16 protein-coding genes and 1 pseudogene are annotated in these 18189 nt (G+C 69.1%); 11 read left to right on the top strand and 6 right to left on the bottom strand.

The genetic code is table 11. From position 1 onward, the window contains the following. Nucleotides 1-59: 59 nt before the first annotated feature. Nucleotides 60-1979: an AMP-binding protein gene (locus AC0T5L_RS15170; protein WP_476166211.1), complete on the top strand. Its 1920-nt coding sequence runs from the start codon at nt 60-62 to the stop codon at nt 1977-1979. Nucleotides 1980-2040: 61 nt separating this feature from the next. Here AC0T5L_RS15170 and AC0T5L_RS15165 read toward each other — a convergent pair whose 3' ends face one another. The 3 genes from AC0T5L_RS15165 to AC0T5L_RS15155 all read right to left on the bottom strand — a co-directional run bounded on the left by AC0T5L_RS15165 (nt 2041) and on the right by AC0T5L_RS15155 (nt 5223). Beyond that, complete coding sequence (locus AC0T5L_RS15165) at nt 2041-2688, bottom strand: LuxR C-terminal-related transcriptional regulator (protein ID WP_476166115.1); 648 nt, start codon at nt 2686-2688, stop codon at nt 2041-2043. Then, nucleotides 2640-3905, bottom strand: coding sequence for a sensor histidine kinase (locus tag AC0T5L_RS15160; protein WP_476166114.1), 1266 nt, complete (start codon nt 3903-3905; stop codon nt 2640-2642). Before AC0T5L_RS15160 ends, AC0T5L_RS15165 begins: the two co-directional genes overlap by 49 nt. A 370-nt stretch (nt 3906-4275) precedes the next feature. Then, nucleotides 4276-5223 carry a hypothetical protein gene (locus tag AC0T5L_RS15155; RefSeq protein WP_476166113.1) on the bottom strand — a complete coding sequence of 316 codons (948 nt, stop codon included), beginning with the start codon at nt 5221-5223 and terminating at the stop codon, nt 4276-4278. 256 nt (nt 5224-5479) lie between these two features. Here AC0T5L_RS15155 and AC0T5L_RS15150 point away from each other — a divergent pair, with 256 nt between their 5' ends. The 4 genes from AC0T5L_RS15150 (at nt 5480) to rnhA (ending at nt 9513) form a co-directional block, all read left to right on the top strand. Further along, a complete protein-coding gene (locus tag AC0T5L_RS15150) occupies nt 5480-5923 on the top strand; it encodes an SMI1/KNR4 family protein (protein WP_476166112.1) in 444 nt (147 codons plus the stop codon). Between the two features lie 72 nt (nt 5924-5995). Then, on the top strand, nt 5996-6664 hold the full coding sequence (def, locus tag AC0T5L_RS15145; RefSeq protein ID WP_476166111.1) for a peptide deformylase: 669 nt from the start codon (nt 5996-5998) through the stop codon (nt 6662-6664). A 214-nt stretch (nt 6665-6878) separates the two neighbouring features. Further along, complete coding sequence (locus AC0T5L_RS15140; RefSeq protein ID WP_476166110.1) at nt 6879-8780, top strand: S9 family peptidase; 1902 nt, start codon at nt 6879-6881, stop codon at nt 8778-8780. Between the two features lie 259 nt (nt 8781-9039). Next, on the top strand, nt 9040-9513 hold the full coding sequence (rnhA, locus tag AC0T5L_RS15135) for a ribonuclease HI (RefSeq protein ID WP_476166109.1): 474 nt from the start codon (nt 9040-9042) through the stop codon (nt 9511-9513). Between the two features lie 552 nt (nt 9514-10065). Here rnhA and soxR read toward each other — a convergent pair. Next, nucleotides 10066-10539 carry a redox-sensitive transcriptional activator SoxR gene (soxR, locus tag AC0T5L_RS15130; RefSeq protein ID WP_476166108.1) on the bottom strand — a complete coding sequence of 158 codons (474 nt, stop codon included), beginning with the start codon at nt 10537-10539 and terminating at the stop codon, nt 10066-10068. A gap of 4 nt (nt 10540-10543) precedes the next feature. Beyond that, on the bottom strand, nt 10544-11257 hold the full coding sequence (locus AC0T5L_RS15125; RefSeq protein ID WP_476166107.1) for an ABC transporter ATP-binding protein: 714 nt from the start codon (nt 11255-11257) through the stop codon (nt 10544-10546). Nucleotides 11258-11556: 299 nt separating this feature from the next. Between AC0T5L_RS15125 and AC0T5L_RS15120 the strand changes: the two genes are divergently transcribed. From AC0T5L_RS15120 to AC0T5L_RS15105, 4 genes are all read left to right on the top strand, one after another. Beyond that, nucleotides 11557-12510 carry a GlxA family transcriptional regulator gene (locus AC0T5L_RS15120; protein WP_476166106.1) on the top strand — a complete coding sequence of 318 codons (954 nt, stop codon included), beginning with the start codon at nt 11557-11559 and terminating at the stop codon, nt 12508-12510. A 134-nt stretch (nt 12511-12644) separates the two neighbouring features. Further along, nucleotides 12645-13259 (top strand): DJ-1/PfpI family protein, encoded by a 615-nt coding sequence (locus AC0T5L_RS15115; protein WP_476166105.1) that lies wholly within the window; start codon nt 12645-12647, stop codon nt 13257-13259. Nucleotides 13260-13805: 546 nt separating this feature from the next. Beyond that, complete coding sequence (locus AC0T5L_RS15110) at nt 13806-14417, top strand: DUF6199 family natural product biosynthesis protein (protein WP_476166104.1); 612 nt, start codon at nt 13806-13808, stop codon at nt 14415-14417. A gap of 127 nt (nt 14418-14544) precedes the next feature. After that, nucleotides 14545-15531, top strand: a complete 987-nt coding sequence (locus AC0T5L_RS15105; protein WP_476166103.1) for a DUF2332 domain-containing protein — start codon at nt 14545-14547, stop codon at nt 15529-15531. A gap of 53 nt (nt 15532-15584) precedes the next feature. On the opposite strand, the gene AC0T5L_RS15100 is transcribed toward AC0T5L_RS15105, so the two are convergent. Next, entirely contained in the window at nt 15585-16574 is a 990-nt protein-coding gene (locus AC0T5L_RS15100; protein ID WP_476166102.1) for an adenosine deaminase, read from the bottom strand. A 226-nt stretch (nt 16575-16800) separates the two neighbouring features. On the opposite strand from AC0T5L_RS15100, the pseudogene AC0T5L_RS15095 reads away from it, so the two are divergent. Continuing rightward, nucleotides 16801-16935, top strand: a pseudogene (locus AC0T5L_RS15095) (DNA-binding response regulator); the annotation flags it as partial. Nucleotides 16936-17002: 67 nt separating this feature from the next. Then, complete coding sequence (locus AC0T5L_RS15090) at nt 17003-18169, top strand: aminotransferase class V-fold PLP-dependent enzyme (protein WP_476166101.1); 1167 nt, start codon at nt 17003-17005, stop codon at nt 18167-18169. Nucleotides 18170-18189 lie beyond the last annotated feature (20 nt).

Raw genomic sequence — 18189 nt, 5'->3', positions numbered from 1 at the left:
TCCCCGATTGAGGCGGGCCTGGGTGCCCGCCTTCCGATGTGGCAGAGGATGAGTGGGTTATGGGCGGACCGAGTGTCACCCCTGGTACGTGGGCTCGGGGTCTTTCCGGGCTGAGCGATCTGGTTTATGCGGCGGCGACTGATGATCCGCGTGCTGAGGTGTTTTCGGTGCGGGGGGATCGGGGCCGTTGGGAGCGGGTGACGGCTGGTGAGTTCGCTACGGAGGTGACGGCTGCCGCCAAGGGCCTGGTTGCGGCTGGTGTGGGCGAGGGCGACCGGGTGCTGGTGGTTTCGGGTTCGCATCAGGAGTGGGTGCGGCTGGCGTTCGCGGTGTGGTCGGTGCGTGCGGTGTTGGTGCCGTTGCCGAAGTCGGTGTCGGTGGAGCGGGTGGCGCATGTGGTGCGGCAGACGCGTCCGGCGGCGGCGGTGGTTCAGGGTGAGCGGTTGCTGCGTGCGGTGTCGGGGTTGCAGCGGGAGTTGCCGGATCTGGGCCGGGTGTGGCGGATGGATGCTGGTCTGGCTGATTTGGTGCGGCTGGGGGCGTACATGGATGCGTCGTCGGTGCGGTTTCGGCGGGATGCGGCGGTGGCTGAGGACGCGGCGGTGGTGCTGTATCCGTTGAGTACGGTGTCGCGGTTGACGCGGGGTGTGGTGCTTTCGCACGGGGCGTTGTTGTCTTCGGCGGCGGATCTGGTTGATCGGATGTGGCCGCGGGTGTCGGAGTTGCCTGCGGGTAGGGCGAGCGCTTTGTTGGATCTGCCGTTGTCGCAGATTTCGGGGTTGGCGTCGTTGGTGGCGTGCATGGTGGGCCGGGTGCGTGTGGGGCTGGCCGGTGCTGCTGGTCTGCTGCGGCAGGCTGAGGCGTTCAAGCCGACGGTGCTGGTGTGTTCTGCGGGGATGTTGGAGGGCGTCTTCGAGGGCGAGAAGGGCAGTGCGCGCTCGACGGGGTGGGACTCGTTGGGCACGTTCAATTCGGCGGTGGATACGGCGGTGCAGTTCGACCGGTCGCCGAAGAAGGGTGCCTGGCAGCGGTTGTCGCGGTCGATGTATGACTGGCAGTTCGCGCGGGTGCGGGAGATGCTGGGCGGTCGGGTGCATCTGGCGGTGTGCTGGGGCGGTGGGCTGTCGGAGCGGTTGGACTCCTTCTACGGGGGTGTGGGGGTGCCGGTGGTGCAGGCGTTTGGTACGGCTGAGACCGCTGGTGTGTTCGTGGCTGGTGCTGTGGGGGATCGTTCGCCGGGGACGGTGGGGCGTGTTCTGGGTGGACGTGAGTTGTGGGTGTCGCGTGAGGGTGAGGCCCATGTGCGTGGTGGCGGGGTGTTCTCGGGTTATTGGGATGACGGGGAGGCTTCGCGCAGTGCATTTCGTGAGGGGTGGTTGGCGACCGGGTTCGCGGTGGATGTGGACGCGGACGGGGCTGTGAGGGTGTTGGGCCGGTTGCGGCCGCAGGCGGCGACGGTGGAGGTGCCGGGGCGGTTCGTGGCGCGTGGGCCCGTGGTGCGTGCTCGGGTGGTGGAGCCTGCGAGTGATGCGTCGACTGAGGCGTTGCCGGTGGTGGAGCCGGTGGAGGAGCGCGGGGACGCGTCGTTGGTGGGGGAGTTCGAGGCGCGGTTGCGTGCGCATCCGTTGATCAGTCAGGTGTTGGTGATCGTGGAGGGGCGGCCGTTCGCGAGTGCGTTGGTGACGTTGGTGCGTGACCAGTTGGAGTACTGGCGGTTGGTGAACGGTCGGCCGTTGTCGATGGCGCCGGAGGAGATCGCGGGGGACCGTGATTTGCTGCGTGAGGTGCAGGGGTTGGTGTATGAGGCCAATCGGAGTGTGCCGCGGCATTTGGCGGTGCGGTCGTTCCATGTGTTGGCTGAGGAGTTCACGGTGCAGTCGGGGCTGGTGCAGCCTTCGGGGGAGTTGCGGCGTGAGGCGGTGTTGCGGGCGTTCTCGGAGGAGATTGACGGGTTGTACCGGGTGCGTCGTGAGCAGTAGTAGTTGAGGTGTGTGGGCCGCGGCTCCCGACCGAGTGGTCGGGGGCCGCGGTTTTTTGTGTCTATTGGCTGTTGAGGAAGGCCAGGACGGCTAGGACGCGTCGGCTGTCGTCGGAGGAGGGGTGTAGGTCGAATTTGGTGAAGATGTTGTTGATGTGCTTGCTGACGGCTTTTTCGGTGATGTAGAGGCGTCCGGCGATGGCGGAGTTGGAGCGGCCTTCGGCCATTTCGGAGAGGACTTCGCGTTCGCGGGGGGTGAGTTGTGCCAGGGGGCCGCTCTGGTCCTGGCGGGCGAGGAGTTGGGAGATGACGGCGGGGTCCATGGCGGTGCCGCCGTCGGCGACGCGGCGGATGGCTTCGATGAACTGGCCGACGTCGAAGACGCGGTCTTTGAGGAGGTAGCCGACGCCTCCGGTGTCGTCGGAGAGGAGTTCGCGGGCGTAGAGCTGTTCGACGTGCTGGGAGAGCACGAGGATGGGCAGGCCGGGGATCTGGGCGCGGGCGGAGATGGCTGCTTGGAGGCCTTCGTCGGTGAAGGTGGGGGGTAGGCGGACGTCGACGACGGCGACGTCGGGTTTGTGTTCGGTCAGGGCTTTGTGGAGGTCGGGGCCGTTGTCCAGGGCGGCGACGACGGTGAAGTCATGTGCTTGGAGGAGGCGGATCAGGCCGTCCCTGAGGAGGGCAAGGTCTTCGGCGATGACAACGCGCACGGGATCTCCAGGGTCACGATGGTGGGGCCGCCGGGTGGGCTGGTGATGTTCATCGTGCCATCGAAGGCGTCCAGGCGCCTGCGGATGCCTGCGAGGCCGCTGCCGGGGGTGGGGTCGGCGCCGCCGGTGCCGTTGTCGGTGATGGTGGTGACGAGGCGGTTGCGGCCGTGGTTGATGTGGACCCAGGCGTGGGTGGCGTTGGCGTGTTTGGCGGTGTTGGTGAGGAGTTCGGCGATGGCGAAGTAGGTGGCGGATTCGACGGGGTCGGCGGGGCGGCCTTGGAGGTCGATGGTGACGGTGATGGGGAGGTGGTGGGTGAGGGCGAGGGCGTGGACGGCGCCGTGGAGTCCGCGTTCGACGAGGACGGGTGGGTGGATGCCGCGGACGAGGTCGCGGAGTTCGGTGAGGGCGTGGCGGGTGGTTTCGCGGGCTTCGGTGAGCATGGTTCGGGCGGTTTCGGGGTCTTGTTCGACGATGTGTTCGGCCATGCCGAGGTTCATGCCGAGGGCGACGAGGCGGGCTTGGGCGCCGTCGTGGAGGTCGCGTTCGATGCGGCGGATTTCTGAGGCTTGGGTGTCGATGGTGTTGGCGCGGCTGGTGGCTAGGTGGGCGACGCGGGCGGTGAGTCGGGCTTTTTCGGAGGGGGCGAGGAGGAGGCGGTTGAAGCGTAGGTAGGTGTTGGTGGCTGGGGTGAGGAGGAGGTAGCCGAGGGTGATGAGGAGGGTGGCGGGGGCGAGGAGGAGGAGTTGGTGTAGGGGGGTGGTGGGTGTGTAGGTGTCGTAGAGGGCGGGGCTGGTCAGATCGAGGGCGAAGAGGAGTTGGTAGGTGCCGTGGAGGAGGAGGGTGGCGGGGGCGGCGATGAGGGTGATGCTGGCGGCTCCGGAGATGAGCCAGAGGAGGTCTTTCCAGGTGGCGGGGTCGGTGATGATGGTGCTGCCGCGGTGGGTGATGCCTGTTGGGGGGATGGGTCGGTAGGCGGAGGCGAGGGGTGTTTTGGGGAGGAGGTGGGCGATGGTGCGGCGTTGGCTGTGGGCGAGGGTGCGTAGGAGGGTGCCGATGAGGATGACGAAGGGGAGGCCGATCCAGGTGAGGGTGAGGACGGCGGAGATGATGACGAGGGGGAGGAGGAGTAGGGCGGCGATGTTTTGGGAGAGCAGGAGGAAGAGGTAGGCCAGGGTGGTGAGGCGGCCTGCGCGGTGGTGGGGTGCGGTGGCCATGGGTGGTGCTTCCGTTCCTGCGTTGTGGGTGCTGGGGTCTATTGTGCCGCTTTCGGTTGTGGGGTGCGGTGGTGGTGGCTCCCCTGTTGGGCGGGGGTGGGAGCGTGGCTGGCCTGGTGGGGGCGGGGGTGTGGTGGTGTTCTTTGCTTCTGTGCGCCGGTTGGGGGTGCACGGTTTCTTGCGTGCTGGCCCTGTTCGGTTGGCTGGGAGTGGCGCGGAAGGGTTTTTCGGGGTTGTTGGGGGCGGGAGTGTTCACTGCGGGGGCGCGGGTCCGTGCTTGGGGCTTCGCGCGTGAGGCGCACGGCGGTGTGCGGTGCGGACCCGGTCGCGTGGTCGTTGTCGTCAGCCCTTGGTGCTGGTCGGAGCCGGGTCAGGGCCAGCGCATGTCGGTGGCGGGGCCCAGGGTGTCGACGCGGGTGCTTTGGTGGGCGTTGAGGGCGTTTTTGAGCTGGGTCCAGGCTTGCTGGGGTGTGTTGTCGGTGTTGTTGCAGCTGCGCTGTTGGCAGGCGGTGTGTTGGGACAGGGCTCCGGCGAAGCGGAGGGGGTCGTCGGTGTGGGTGTGGCCCCACCGGCTGATGTTGGCCCATTGGCGGGCTTGGATGCCGTCGGTTCGGTAGATCTGGGGGAGGACGTGGACGTGGGGGTTGCCGGCTCCGGCCATGTGGTGGACGTCGGCCAGGGTCCATCCGTTGGCGCAGTCGCCTGAGGTGGTGGTGGGGCAGGAGTCGGCGGAGTTGGCGGCGTAGAGGGGGGTGTTGGTGGCGTTGGTGTAGGCGGTGAGCCAGTCGCGGGCCCAGGTGGGGGTGGACCAGGAGGGTTCGGCGTCCAGGGCGGTGGTGATGGTTACGGCGTCGGTGGTGGAGCTGTCCTGGACGGTGGTGACCAGGTGGGCCCAGCGTTGGCCGGCGTGGGTTCCGGTGATGGTGCTGTCGTCTTTGTTGTTGACGCCCAGGGCCAGGTGGGTGGTGGCTTGGTTGGTGCGGCATTCGGTGAAGCCCTGGGCCCAGTGGTGGGCGTATTGGGCGGCTTTGGTGTAGGGGGCGCGGGGGGTGGTGGAGCTCGCGGCTCTGCCGGGTTCTCGCAGGGTGTCGTCCTTTTCCTGGGTGCCGAAGAAGAGGATGCGCGGGCCGGTGGTGCCGGTGCGGCCTTCGGTGCAGCCGTGTTGGTGGGCTTGGGTGGGGGTGGTGTTGGTGAGGGGGACGTAGCTGCTGGTGGTGTGGCCGGGGTAGTCGGTTTGGGCGGTGGCGTGTGTGGAGGCGGTCAGGGTCAGGGCCGCGGTGAGTGTGGTGGCGGCGAGCAGGCGCTGTGTGGTGGTCATGGGGCCATTGTGTGTGAGTGTGATGGGTTGTGCACGCATGGTGACGTAGGTGGCGCGTCGTGGTTGTTCTGCGCTTGTGGGGTGGTTGTGGGCGGGGTGGGATGGTTGGCGCGTGGCGGGGTCGTGTGGCGCGTCGTGGGGCGGGGTTGGTTTCGGCGGGGGCCTGGTGGTGGTTTGTGGTGGTGTCGCAGAGGCTGGTCCGGGTTTTTGGCGCAACTCGCCGTCGACGATTTCCCGTGTCTTGCCACGACCTGTGATGATCAAGAGTGTGTGGCGTGAACTGATCCTGGAGATGTATCCCGAGGCCGATCTGAGAGATCCGGTCGACGAGGTGACCCTGGCCGAGGTCGAGAAGCACCTGATGCTGCCCCTGCCCTTTGAGTTGGCCTCACTGTTGGGGGAGACCGACGGGGTGACCAACGAGTACGGGGATGAGGTGGTGTGGGGTGCGCGGCGTCTGGTGGAGGACAATCTGGCGATGCGCCGGGAGCCGGACTACCTGGAGTTGTACGCGCCCTTCGACGAGATGATCTTCTTCGGTGATTCGGACATGGGGCCGCAGTTCGCCTACGTGCACACTGATTACGGTCCGGGGATCGTGGTGTGGGATCATGAGAGCGACCGGCGGCGCTTGGTAGTGGTGTCGTTGCGTGACTACTTGGCTCGGTGTCTGATCCAGGGGAACTCCTGGTTCCGTTGAGCTGGCTTTGCGGTGGTGCCGGTGGTGGTGTGCCACCTGTTGTCGTGCTGAGTGCGTTGTGGGAGTAGGACCATGTCGGAGCAGTCCAGGCCTGCCCAGGTTGCCGCTGTCGTCCAGGGCCGAGAGGTCGCGGACTTTCCCGAGCTGGCTCCGGAGGCTGCCAGGGGGCGGGTGCGGCGGATCACCGTGACGGGTGAGGAGGTGTTGCACCGGCGCAACACCGAGGTCCCTGAGGAGATGTTGGGCGGGGCCGAGCTGGGCGGGCTCATCGACGACATGTTCGTGACGATGTACGCGGCCGAGGGTGTGGGGTTGGCGGCCAACCAGGTGGGTGTGGACCTGCGCCTGTTCGTCTACGACTGCCCTGATGATGAGGGTGTGCGGCATGTGGGGCATGTGATCAACCCGGTCCTGGACGAGCGCGACCTGGATGACCCGGTGGTGGTAGAGGCCGAGGGGTGCTTGTCGGTGCCGGGCCCGCATGCGGATCTGGGCCGGGCCGAGCACGCCACGGTGCGGGGCGTGGACCGTGACGGTGCGCCGGTGGTGGTCAGTGGCAGCGGGTATTTCGCCCGGTGTTTGCAGCACGAGACCGACCACACGTTGGGCCGGGTGTACGTGGACCGGTTGAGTACGCGAGAGCGCAAGCGGGTGTTGAAGAAGATGAACGAGATGGCCAACGACGTCTTCGCGCGCCGTGAGGAGCGCACGGAGCAGTTGGCTGAGGAGTTCTCGACCTGAGCCGGTCTGGTCGGGGGGGGCGAACCTGGGGGTTGGACCACACCCCCTTTTTTTTGTGCGTTGGTGGCGGGGCGAGGAGGATGGCTCCAGGATTGGGCGGTGGAGCCGCGGCCCGGGCGGGGCCGGTGACGGCGCCGCTGTGTCCGGTGCGCGGACCCCGCTGTCGTGACCGGGCTTTTTTCCGGAGGACACCCCCCGACGTGAGAGGTCACCCATGCCCACCCCACCCCTGACGGCCCCCGTCGTCACCGACGGGCACATCCCCCTGGACCCGGTCCTGTCCCCCGACGGGCGGTGGGTGGCCTATGCGGTCACTGCCCTCAGCCGTACCTCGGCGCGCCCGGTGAGTGCCCTTTGGGTCGTGTCCGCCGACGCCGCCACCGCGCCCCTGCGGCTCACCGACGGGACCGCATGGGACCACAGGCCACGGTGGGCTCCGGACTCAGAGCACCTGTACTTCCTCTCCGGCAGGTCCGGGCCGGAGCGGGACACGCCCCGGCTGCACCGGATCAACCCCGACGGGACCGGGGCCCAAGCCCTGGCCGGCCCTGGGGGCGGGGCGGTGGACCACCTGCCGCTGCATGGCGGCGCGACGGTGGCGGTGGTGGTCGGTGACCCCGGCGCCGGGGGCCGGGCCCCCCGGGTGTGGGGCGGGCCCGAGCCCCACCACCGGCTGGTCCTGCTCGATTCGGGCACCGGCCGTGTGCGCACGGTGCCCGGCCTGGGCGAGCGCCACGTGTTGGAGGTGGCCGCCCGGCCCGACCGGGGTGCCCTGGCCGTGATCAGTCAGCCGGGCTCTGGCCTCGACCCCGTCCGCCCCCGGTGGGACCTGCACCTGGTGGATCCGGACACCGGTCAGGTCAGTGACCTGGGTGAGGCCGGCTGGGAGGCGCACTCACCCGTGTGGTGGCACGGGGGCGGGCGCTGGCACCTGTCCTATCTGGCGATGGATCCGGGCCCCGATGGCGGGCAGGCCGTGTTCGACCTGCTGGCCACCCCCGCAGCCCGGGGGCGCACCAACCTCACCGAGGGTATGGACCGCTGCCCGATCGAGCTCGCCCAGGTCGAGGAAGGGCCTCCGCTGGCCCTGTTCGCCCATGGGCTCGACACCGAGATCCACCGTCTGAACCCCCGCGCCCGCCGCTTCGTGCCACTTCGAGGCGCCCCTGGGCTGTTGGAGTCCTTGACCTGCGACCGCACCGGAGGCCGTGTGGCGGCGGTGGCCGCCACCGCCCAGGACCCCCGCCAGGTGCACGCCGGGCCCCCCGGGGCCCCGCTGACCCGGCTCACCCACCTGTGGCCCGAACTCGACCGCTTCACCTGGGCCGTCAGGGAGCGGCTGTCCTACCAGGCCCGTGATGGGCTCGCGCTCGACGGACTGCTGCTCACCCCCGTGGGCACCACCTTCGACGAGGGTCCTTTTCCCCTGGTCACGTGGGTGCACGGGGGTCCCTATGGTCGCTACGTGGACCAGTTCGCCCTGAGCTTCGACGTCCCCGCCCAGTGGCTGGCCCATGCCGGGTACGCGGTGTTCCTGCCCAACCCCCGCGGCGGTCAGGGGCGCGGGCGGGCCTTCGCCGAGACGGTGGTGGGCGCGCTGGGGGCCAAGGAGTGGACCGACATCGAAGACGGCATCGACCTGCTCGTGGAGTCGGGTGTGGCCGACCCCGACCGGCTTGGGATCGGCGGGTGGAGCCATGGGGGGTTCATGGCGGCCTGGGCGGTGGGACGCACCGACCGGTTCCTCGCGGCGGTCGTGGGCGCGGGTGTCAGTGACTGGGGGATGCTGGCCGCCACGGGTGAGTACGGGGCCAGCGAGGCGGGGCTGAGCGGCAGTGTCGGCTGGGAGGGGCCGGGCCCGCATCCCCATGACGCGGTCAGCCCCGTCTCCTTCGCCTCTCGCATTCGCACCCCGGTGTTGGTCTTGCATGGCGAGGAGGACACCAACGTGCCTGTGGGGCAGGCCGTCTACCTGCATCGGGCACTGCGCTGGTTCGGGGTGGAGCAGGAGTTCGTGACCTACCCGGGCGAGGGACACGCGGTGCGCGGGCGGCGGAACCAGATCGACATGCTCCAGCGCACCCGTGCCTGGTTCGACCGGTGGCTCACCCCGTGAGCACGGCGGGCCGGCGGCTCACGGCACGTCCATGGCCGCTTGCCGCTGCTGGCCTGGGCCGGGGGGCTCGTTCTCGGCGTTGAGGGGCTGGGCACGCGCACTGGTTGGTTGTGGCGTGAGCAAAGGGTGCCTTTGGCTGTGATGGGAAGCCGAAATGGTGGGTTTGAGAGGGCCATTGGGAGAGTTTGGCTCTGTTCGCGGCCTTCTTGTGGTGGGGTGTGGCCTTTTCGTGACCGTGGAGGACGGTAGATTGCCCGGCATGTGTAATGGGGACGAGGCCGGCAGTGGGCCGGCGCAGCAAGTGGTGGTCTACACCGACGGGGCGTGCAGTGGGAACCCCGGCCCGGGAGGGTGGGGTGTGTGGCTGCGCTATGGCGAGTACGAGAAGGAGCTGTACGGGGGTGAGGAGCAGACCACCAACAACCGGATGGAGTTGATGGCGGCCATCCGGGCGCTGGAGAGTTTGAAGAAGCCCCTGCCGGTGCTGGTGCACACCGATTCCTCCTATGTGCGTAACGGGATCACTTCCTGGATGCAGAACTGGAAGCGGCGCGGGTGGAAGACGGCGGACAAGAAACCGGTCAAGAACGTGGACTTGTGGCAGCGCCTGGACGAGGTGGCCTCGCGTTACGAGGTCGAGTGGCGGTGGGTGCGCGGGCACAGCGGGGACGAGGGCAACGATCGCGCTGATGAGCTGGCCCGGCGCGGGCGCGATGAGGCGGCCGGGTTGTAGCCGGCACGGGTGGGGTGCGCGCTCGCCCGTGGGAGGTGGCCTCCTCCGTCAGGGGGAGGTACCGCGGGCTGGGGTGGGGCCATGACGGTGGGCATGGCGGCGCGCGGTGGTCTTCCTCTTGGCTCTTCCCGTTCGACCCTGGTCGTGTGGGCGGGGACGGTGTGGTCCGCGCTGTATGTGCTCTCCAAGGTCTTTTACGCCTTGCAGGGCCGTTTGGGGGTGAGTGGCGGGCCCCAGGTGGCGGCTTCGCGTTATGCCCCCTATGGGCCTGGTGAGGTGGCCGCTGCCCAGTGGGCGAACGCGGGTGTGGGGTTGGGGGTCGTGCTGGTTTTCGTGGTGTGTGCGTGGCCCGTGGCCCGGCGGTTTCCGCGGTGGGCGCTGGTGGTGCCGGTGGGTGCGGTGGGGATGGTGGGCCGGGCGGTGCTCACCGGTTCCGGTGGCGTGTGGTTTGGCTTGTACTGCCTGGTGTGGGTGGCCCTGTCGGGGGGTGGGCGGGGTTGTGGCGCCGCTGAGGGCCCCTTGGTGCCTTGTTCCCCTTTTCGGGGCGGCCTTTCAGGGGGTGTCGGTGTCCTGCTGGAGGGCGGGGACCATCAGGCGGCGCGGCCCGGGGCCGGCGGCGGCGAGTTCGTCCTCGGGGTTGGACAGGGCGCAAGTGTTCAGGGACAGGCATCCACAGCCGATGCAGCTGGTCAGGTCATCGCGTAGGCGGATGAGCTGGCTGATGCGGGTGTCGAGTTCGGTGCGCCATTGTTCGGAGAGGTGGGCCCAGTCGTCGCGGGTGGGGGTGCGGTTGTCGGGCAGGGAGTCCAGGGCCTGGCGGATGCGGGCCAGGGGCATGCCCACGCGCTGGGAGATGCGGATGAAGGAGACCCGGCGCAGGGTGTCGCGGCGGTAGCGGCGCTGGTTGCCGGCGGTGCGGCGGCTGTGGATGAGGCCTTGGCGCTCGTAGAAGTGCAGAGCCGAGACGGTGACTCCTGAGCGCTCGGCGACCTGGCCGACGGTGAGTTCCTTGACGATGGGTGCCACGCGTTCATTCTAGGGCGTTGCGGGTGGTGCGGTGGGTGCCGGTGAGGGCGTACAGGCGTGCGTAGGCGCCGCCGCGGACGAGGAGTTGGTGGTGGGTGCCGGTTTCGGTGACGCGTCCTTTGTGTAGGAGCAGGATGCGGTCGGCGGTGCGGGCCAGGGCGGGTTGGCGGGTGAGGACGAGTAGGCCGGTGTGGGGGGTGGGGGTGGGTTGGGGGTGGTCGGGTGGTGGGTCGGTGAGCACGAGCAGGCGTGTGTTGGTGTGCTGGGCGTACAGGTCGCGGGCTTGGTGGATGCGGGGTCTGAGGTGGGCGGGAAGGGCGGTGATGGGGGTGTGCAGGTGGTCGGGGTTTAGGCCGGTGCGGGTCAGGGCCTGGGTCAGGTGGGGGTCGTGGGGGCGGGGTGGGGTGTGGCCGGTGATGGCGTGGGCCAGGGTGGGGTGGGGGTGGGTGGTGAGTAGGTGGGGGGTGGTGTGGGTGGTCAGGTGGCCGTGGGTGGGTGTGCTTTGACCGGTGAGCAGGTGGGTCAGGGCGGTGGCGGCGCTGGTGGACAGGCCGACCAGGGCGAGGTGTTGGCTGGGGCGCAGGGTGAGGTCCAGGTGGTCCAGGAGGCGGATGCGGGCTTGGGTCAGGGACACGTCGTGGAACTCCACGAGGGGTTGGGCGGGTGCCTGGGTGTGGTTGGGGTTGCGGTGTAGCTTGCCTCGGTTGGAGAGCCTCACGGGTGTCCGTTCGTGTGGTGTGGTCGTCACCTGCCTGGGATTGTCCTGCGCGGGTGAGAGTTCTCGTGATCTTCTCGTGACTTTGGTCTCGGTGGGTGGACGGTGTGTGGGTGAAACGGCCGGTGGGTCCGGTTGGTTCCTGGGTGGGATGTGTGCCGAAGGTGCGGTGGGGCCGACCGGGGGGGGGCGGGTTTTTCGGCGGTTTGCGGAGGTGTTGGCCTGGTCTGGGGTGGGTGGTGGCAGGAAGGGTGGGGTGGGCGACCTTGCGGTCATGAGTGGTGCGCGGTGGTATGGGTGCCATGAGACACGAGGTGGTCATCGTCGTCTTCGACGGGGTGCAGAGTCTGGACGTGACGGGTGTGCTGGAGGTCTTCTCCGGTGCGGCACATGCGTCGGAGGGCGGTTACCGGGTGCGTACCGCCTCGTTGGGTGGTGCGGTGGTGACCTCCTCCAGCGGGTTGGGGCTGGTGCCCGCGGCGGCGCTGGAGGAGTTGGGGCGCATCGACACCCTGGTGGTGCCGGGCGGTGAGGGCACCCGGGATGAGGACCCCGAGCTGGTGGAGTGGTTGCGCGGGCGCTGTGGTGGCACGGGGCGGGTGGCGTCGGTGTGCACGGGGGCGTTCCTGCTCGCGCGGGCGGGGGTGTTGGACGGGTTGAGGGCCACCACGCACTGGGCCCACTGTGAGCGGTTGGCGCGGGAGTTTCCGCGGGTGCGGGTGGAGCCGGACCCGATCTTCGTGCGGCAGGGGCGGGTGGTGACCTCGGCGGGGGTGACAGCGGGGATCGACATGGCGTTGGCGTTGGTGGAGCAGGACCTGGGGCGGCGGGCGGCGTTGGCGTTGGCGCAGTACCTGGTGGTGTTCTTGCGCCGCCCGGGCCATCAGGCGCAGTTCTCGGTTCCGCTGTCGGTGCAGATGGCGCAGCGCCCGGCGGTGCGGGAGGTCCAGCACTGGGTCGTCGAGCATCCGGAGGCTGAGGCGTCGGTGGAGGCGTTGGCGCGGCGGGTGGGGTTGTCGCCGCGCCAGTTCGCGCGGGTGTTCGCGCGTGAGGTGGGGTGTACGCCGGGCCGGTATGTGGAGCGGGTGCGGGTGGAGGCGGCGCGGCGGTGTCTGGTGGAGGGCGAGGCCGGGGTGGTGGCGGTGGCGCGGCGGTGCGGGTTCGCTTCGGCTGAGGTGATGCGGCGGGTGTTCGTGCGGGTGTTGGGGTGTTCTCCGGCGGAGTACCGGGAGCGGTTCCGCTCGCGGGGTGTGTGAGTTCTTCGTGTGGTGGTCCCTGTCTCGTCGGGGTGGGGGCGGTGTTGTCGTGCCTGGATGAGGGGGTGTGGTCGTGGTGCGTGTGGCGATCGTGTTGTTTGAGGGTGTGACCCTGTTGGACGCGGTGGGCCCTTATGAGATGTGGGCCGGGTCGCCGGGGGTCGAGGTGGTCTTCGTGGCCGCTGGGCGTGGGCCGGTGCGTGATGGTGGTGGAGCGGGCCGATGTGGTGTGTGTGCCGGGTGGTGTGGGACAGGCCCGTCATATGGACGGTGGTCCCTTGGTTGAGTGGGTGCGCGCTGTGGACGCGACCAGTGTGTGGACGACGTCGGTGTGCACCGGGTCGTTGGTTTTGGCGGCGGCCGGGTTGTTGGAGGGGCGTCGGGCCACCTCGCACTGGTTGGCGTTGGAGGAGTTGGGGCGGTGGGGTGCTCGTGCGGTGGAGGAGCGGGTGGTGGTGGATGGCAAGTACGTCACTGCGGCCGGGGTGTCGGCGGGGATCGACATGGGTTTGATGATGGTGGAGCGGTTGGCGGGGGAGCGGGCGGCGCAGTCGGTGCAGTTGGCCACCGAGTACGATCCGCGGCCGCCGTTCGCGGCGGGGTGTCGTGGGCGAGACCCCGCCCGCAGGAACCGCGGCTTGGCGCGGCCGTCCCGCGCGTGTTCGCAGAAGCTGGATCGGTGGCTTGTCCGTCGGGGAGCTGTGTTCGCAGAAGCGACCTGGGCCCCGATCTGCCCAGGTCGGCCCTGACCCACCACACCAGCCCGCTGCGTGAGTCCGGCGTCGCCTTCCGCCTGGGCGGGCGGGGTCGCGTTCGTGGCGCTCGTGCTCGCCCTGGCCATCACGCGGGCCAGGGCGGTGCGACCGTCCGCACCGACCGGGGAGGAGTTCAGCCGGCCCAGACCCTGGGGCCGGACCGGTAGGCAGGTGCCATGACCGACCTGCGCCCCGACGTGCGCACCACGGAGTCGCGCCCTGGCCACGGAGGTTCTGGAGGCGTTCGCCGGCCAGGTGGAGCAGCTCCAGAGTACGGTCATCTGCGAGCAGTGCCGGTCCGTGCGCCTGACGTGGGTGGGTGCTGGCTGCGACCCCCACCACCGCGCTCCTGGGTGCCTGGATCGGCTCCCACCTCAGCGCTCGCCGCGAGGCACCTGAATCCCGAGAGTGAGGCAAGCGCAGGCGCTGTGCGACGCACACGGCCTGGCCCGCCCTGCCGGGTGGGTTCTCGGCGAGCTGTACCGTTGACCAGCGGTACTGGGGCGCAGCCGCGCCGCCCCCTGTTGGAGAGGACCTTCCGTGACCGGTCTGCACCTGCTGCTCCTGCTGTTCCTGGGCGGCGCCATAGTCGTGCTGGTCAAGCCACAGGTCATCTGGAGCCTGAATCGTTGGCGGTACCGTCACCCCGAGCACAACGGGCCCTCCGGCCTGGCCTACGCGGGTTACCGGTTCAGTGCGGGTTTCATGATCGTCATGGGGCTCGTAGCCTGGGCCATGACCTGGGATGACAGATCCGACAACCAGCTCACCCAGGACACGGCACCCATCGATGCCTCTCCCCCGGCCGGGCCCACGGCGCAAGCATCCCAGACAACCTCCACCGCCTGGCTCACCACGAGCGGCTCACGCGGGGGGCGTCTGCGCGCCTACTCCTACGACGAGGACCAGCTCACACTGACCGCTTACATCGAACCCGGCGCGTGCGCGTGGCGGTACACATCCGCCTACGCCCAGGAGGAGGGTGACACAGTCGTTGTTCGCGCCTCCATCGGTATCGGCGACGCCTTCTGCCAGGAGGACTACGGCATGGTCCGGGACTGGATCTCACTGAGCGAACCCCTGGGCGGTCGCGAGGTTGTGGACAGCGACGGTGAACCGGTCGCCCGGTGCGCGACCGACACCTGCCCCTGACTGCCCGGCCTTCGATGCACCAGCCCTCTTTCGGGCCTTCGACGTGTGCTGAAGGTCCACTTCCGCACACCGTTGAGGAATGGTAGGTCTACAGCACTTGCCTGTCCCCCGATTCGAGGAGTGCATCGTGGAGCACGTCGCCGACGTTGGTGCGGGTGTGGAGCGCATCGTGGAGCAGTACCGGGGTTTCGCGGACGACTACGCGGCTGGTGCGGCTCCTGCGTATGCGCGCATTGCCCGCGCTGTGGCCGGGGACGAGCAGGTTCTGGGCCTGCTCTCCTCGTTGCCCGCAGGTAACAAGCGCCAGCCCAACCTGTTGTTGGGTGCGGTGCGGTTCCTGGGCGGGCCGGTCTCCTCGTGGGAGGGGTTTCGTGCCTGGCTGGTGGAGCACTGGGAGTCGGTGCGCCAGGTGGTGTTGGAGCGCCGTACCCAGACCAACGAGGTGCGCAGGTGCGCCACCTTGTTGCCGGTCCTGGCGGGGTTGGAGGGGCCCTTGGCGCTGGTGGAGGTGGGGGCGTCGGCGGGGTTGTGCCTGTATCCGGACCGGTACCGCTACTCCTATGACGGCGGTGAGGTGATCGGTGCGGAGCGCGGCCCGGTGTTGTTGGAATGTGAGACCCGGGGGCCGGTGCCGATTCCTGAGCGCGTGCCGCAGGTGGTCTGGCGGGCGGGGATCGACCTGAATCCGTTGGATGTGCGTTCGGAGCGGGATGTGCGGTGGTTGGAGGCGTTGATCTGGCCGGGGCCGCAGGAGGCGCGGCGCCGGGAGCGGTTGCGTGCGGCGGCGCGGATGGCGGCTGCCGAGCCGCCGTCGCTGGTGGCGGGTGACCTGGTGGAGCAGTTGTCCGTGGTGGCGGGGCAGGCTCCCCGGGGTGCGCGGCTGGTGGTGTTTCACAGCGCGGTGCTGGCCTACCTGGACGCTGAGCGGCGTGATGGGTTCGTTGAGGCCGTGCGGGGGTTGGAGGGGCACTGGATCTCGAACGAGGGCGCCCGGGTGCTGCCGGATTTGGTGGGGGCGCGCTCTGGGGCGGAGCGCGGGTTCACCTTGGCGTTGGACGGGCGTGTGGTGGCCCGCGCTGGTGAGCACGGGCAGAGCTTGGCCTGGGTTGGCTGATCGGGTCGTTGTCGGGCCCCGCCCCGGTCGGGGTGGGGCCCCAGGTGTGTGGGTCAGCAGGGGTGGGGGTGGGCGTCGACCTCGGCGATCAGTTGGGCTTTGCGTTGGGGTGGCAGGAAGGAGGCGGTGAAGGAGTTGCGGGCCAGTTGGCGTAGCTGGTCCTGGTTCAGGTCCAGGTGGGTGTGCAGGGCCTGGAAGTTGTCGTGGACGTAGCCGCCGAAGTAGGAGGGGTCGTCGGAGTTGACGGTCACCAGTAGTCCGGCCTCCATCAGGGCGGGTAGTGGGTGTTGGGCCATGTCGGGTACGGCGCGCAGGCGCACGTTGGACAGTGGGCACACGGTCAGCGGGGTTTGGGTGGTGGCCAGGTGTGCGACCAGGTCGGGGTCGTCCAGGCAGCGGATGCCGTGGTCGATGCGCTGGGCGCCCAGCAGGTTCAGGGCCTGCCAGATGTAGGAGGCGGGGCCTTCCTCTCCGGCGTGGGCGACTCGGCGCAGGCCCAGGTCGCGGGCGGCGGCGAAGACTTCGGTGAAGTTTTCGGGTGGGTTGTCGACCTCGGCGGAGTCCAGGCCCACGGCGCTGATGCGTTCCAGGTGGGGGTGGGCCTGGTGGAGGGTGTCCAGGGCTTCTGCGGCGGGGCGGTCGCGCAGGAAGCACAGGATGAGGGTGGTGCTGATGCCGTGGGTGTCCTGGCTGGTGTCCAGGGCGGCCCCCAGGCCGTTGACGACGGTGTCCATGCTGATGCCGCGGCTGGTGTGGGCTTGGGGGTCGAAGAAGATCTCGGCGTGGCGTACCCCTTGTTGGGCGGCGCGGGCCAGGTAGGCGTTGGCCAGGTCGGTGAAGTCGGCTTCGGTGCGCAGTACGTCCATCAGGGCGTAGTACAGGTCCAGGAAGGACTGGAGGTCGGTGAAGGAGTAGGCGCGGCGTAGGTCGTGGACGTTGGTGTAGGGCAGGGTCAGGCCGTTGCGGTGGGCCAGGGTGAAGGCCAGTTCGGGTTCGAGGGTGCCTTCGATGTGCAGGTGCAGTTCGGCTTTGGGGATGGGCATGGTGGTGGTATGGCCCTTTCGGTGTGGGATGTGTGAGGGCCATTGTGGCTGATGGGTGTGGGTGTGTGGGCCATGGTGTGGGTGTGCGTGGCAGGGCCCTGTGCGGGGTGTTACTTGCGTGGGTGTTCTTGGCCCGGGGTCCAGTTCAGGGTGCTGGCGCGTTTCATGAACTCCTCCATGGTGATGTCGCCGCGGGCGAACCGGTCGGCCGGGGTGGTGCGGGGCGGAGGAGGCCGCTGCCCGGCTGGTGGTCTCTCCCGCGACGGCGCGCACGCATGTGAGCAGGTCGATGGTCGAGCTGGGGGCTCGGGACCGGGCGCAGCTGGTGGTGTTCGCCTTCCGGGCCGGGCTGGTGCGCTGAAAAGCCCGCGCTGCGGGGTGGGTAGGTTCTGTGGCGTTGTGTTGTGCGGGACGTGAGGAGGCTACGGGTGGGCATTGATGTGGGCGCGGTGCGTGCGGAGACTCCGGCGGTGGCCGAGGTGGTGCATCTGAACAACGCGGGTTCTTCGCTCTCACCGGAGCCGGTGGTGGACGCGGTGGTGGAGCATGTGCTGCTGGAGGCGCGGATCGGCGGTTATGAGGCGGCTGAGCGTGCTGAGGCGGCGGTCGAGGGCTTTTATACCGGTGTGGCGCGGATGGTGGGGGCGCGCCCGGAGGAGATCGCTTTCGTGGAGAGTGCCACGCGGGCGTGGGAGTTGGCGTTCGGTTCGGTGGCCTTTGAGCCCGGGGACCGGGTGCTGACCACCACCAGTGAGTACCCCAGTAACGCGTTGGGCATGGTCAAGGCCGCCCGTGATCGGGGGGTGCGGGTGCAGGTGGTGGAGGATGACGCGTCCGGGGTGATGGACCTGGGGGCGTTGGAGCGCGAGTTGGGCCGGGGCGGGGTGCGGGTGGTGGCGGTCAACCACATGCCCACCCACAACGGGTTGGTCAATCCGGCTGCGCGGATCGGGGCGCTGTGCCGTAGGGCTGGGGCGTTGTTCTTGTTGGATGCGTGCCAGTCGGTGGGCCAGTGGGATCTGGACGTGGAGCGGTTGGGGTGTGATGTGTTGGCGGCCACGGGGCGTAAGTACCTGCGTGGTCCGCGGGGGACGGGGTTTTTGTATGCGCGGGCGGGCTCGGGTCTGGGTGAGCCGCCGGTGGTGGATGTGAGTTCGGCGCATTGGGAGGGGCGTGGGTACCGGGTGCGTGAGGATGCGCGCCGGTTTGAGAGTTTTGAGCGCAGTGTGGCCGGCCAGATCGGGTTGGGGGTGGCCGCGGGTTATGCGGTGGATCTGGGGTTGGCCGCGATCCAGGAGCGGGTGGGGGCGTTGGCCGACCACGCCCGTGAGCGGTTGTCGCGGGTGGACGGGGTGCGTGTGCTGGACCGGGGGGTGCAGCGGTCGGGGATCGTGACGTTCGCCGTGGAGGGTGCCAGCGCTGAGCGGGTGCGTGCCGCCCTGGGGCGGGCTTCGGTGCACGTGAGTGTGGCCCGGGTGTGGAACCAGGTGTGGGAGCGCGATCCGGTGGTGGATGAGGCGGTGCGGGCCTCGGTGCACTACTTCAACACCGAGGAGGAGATCGAGACGCTGGTGCGTTTGGTCAAGGAGCGCTAGGAAGGGACCTGGGCCCCGGG

It is taken from the genome of Nocardiopsis sp. TRM 82005 (assembly GCF_056312425.1).
Note: the sequence above shows the minus strand (reverse complement) of the source record. Positions and strands in the feature narration are given on the sequence as shown.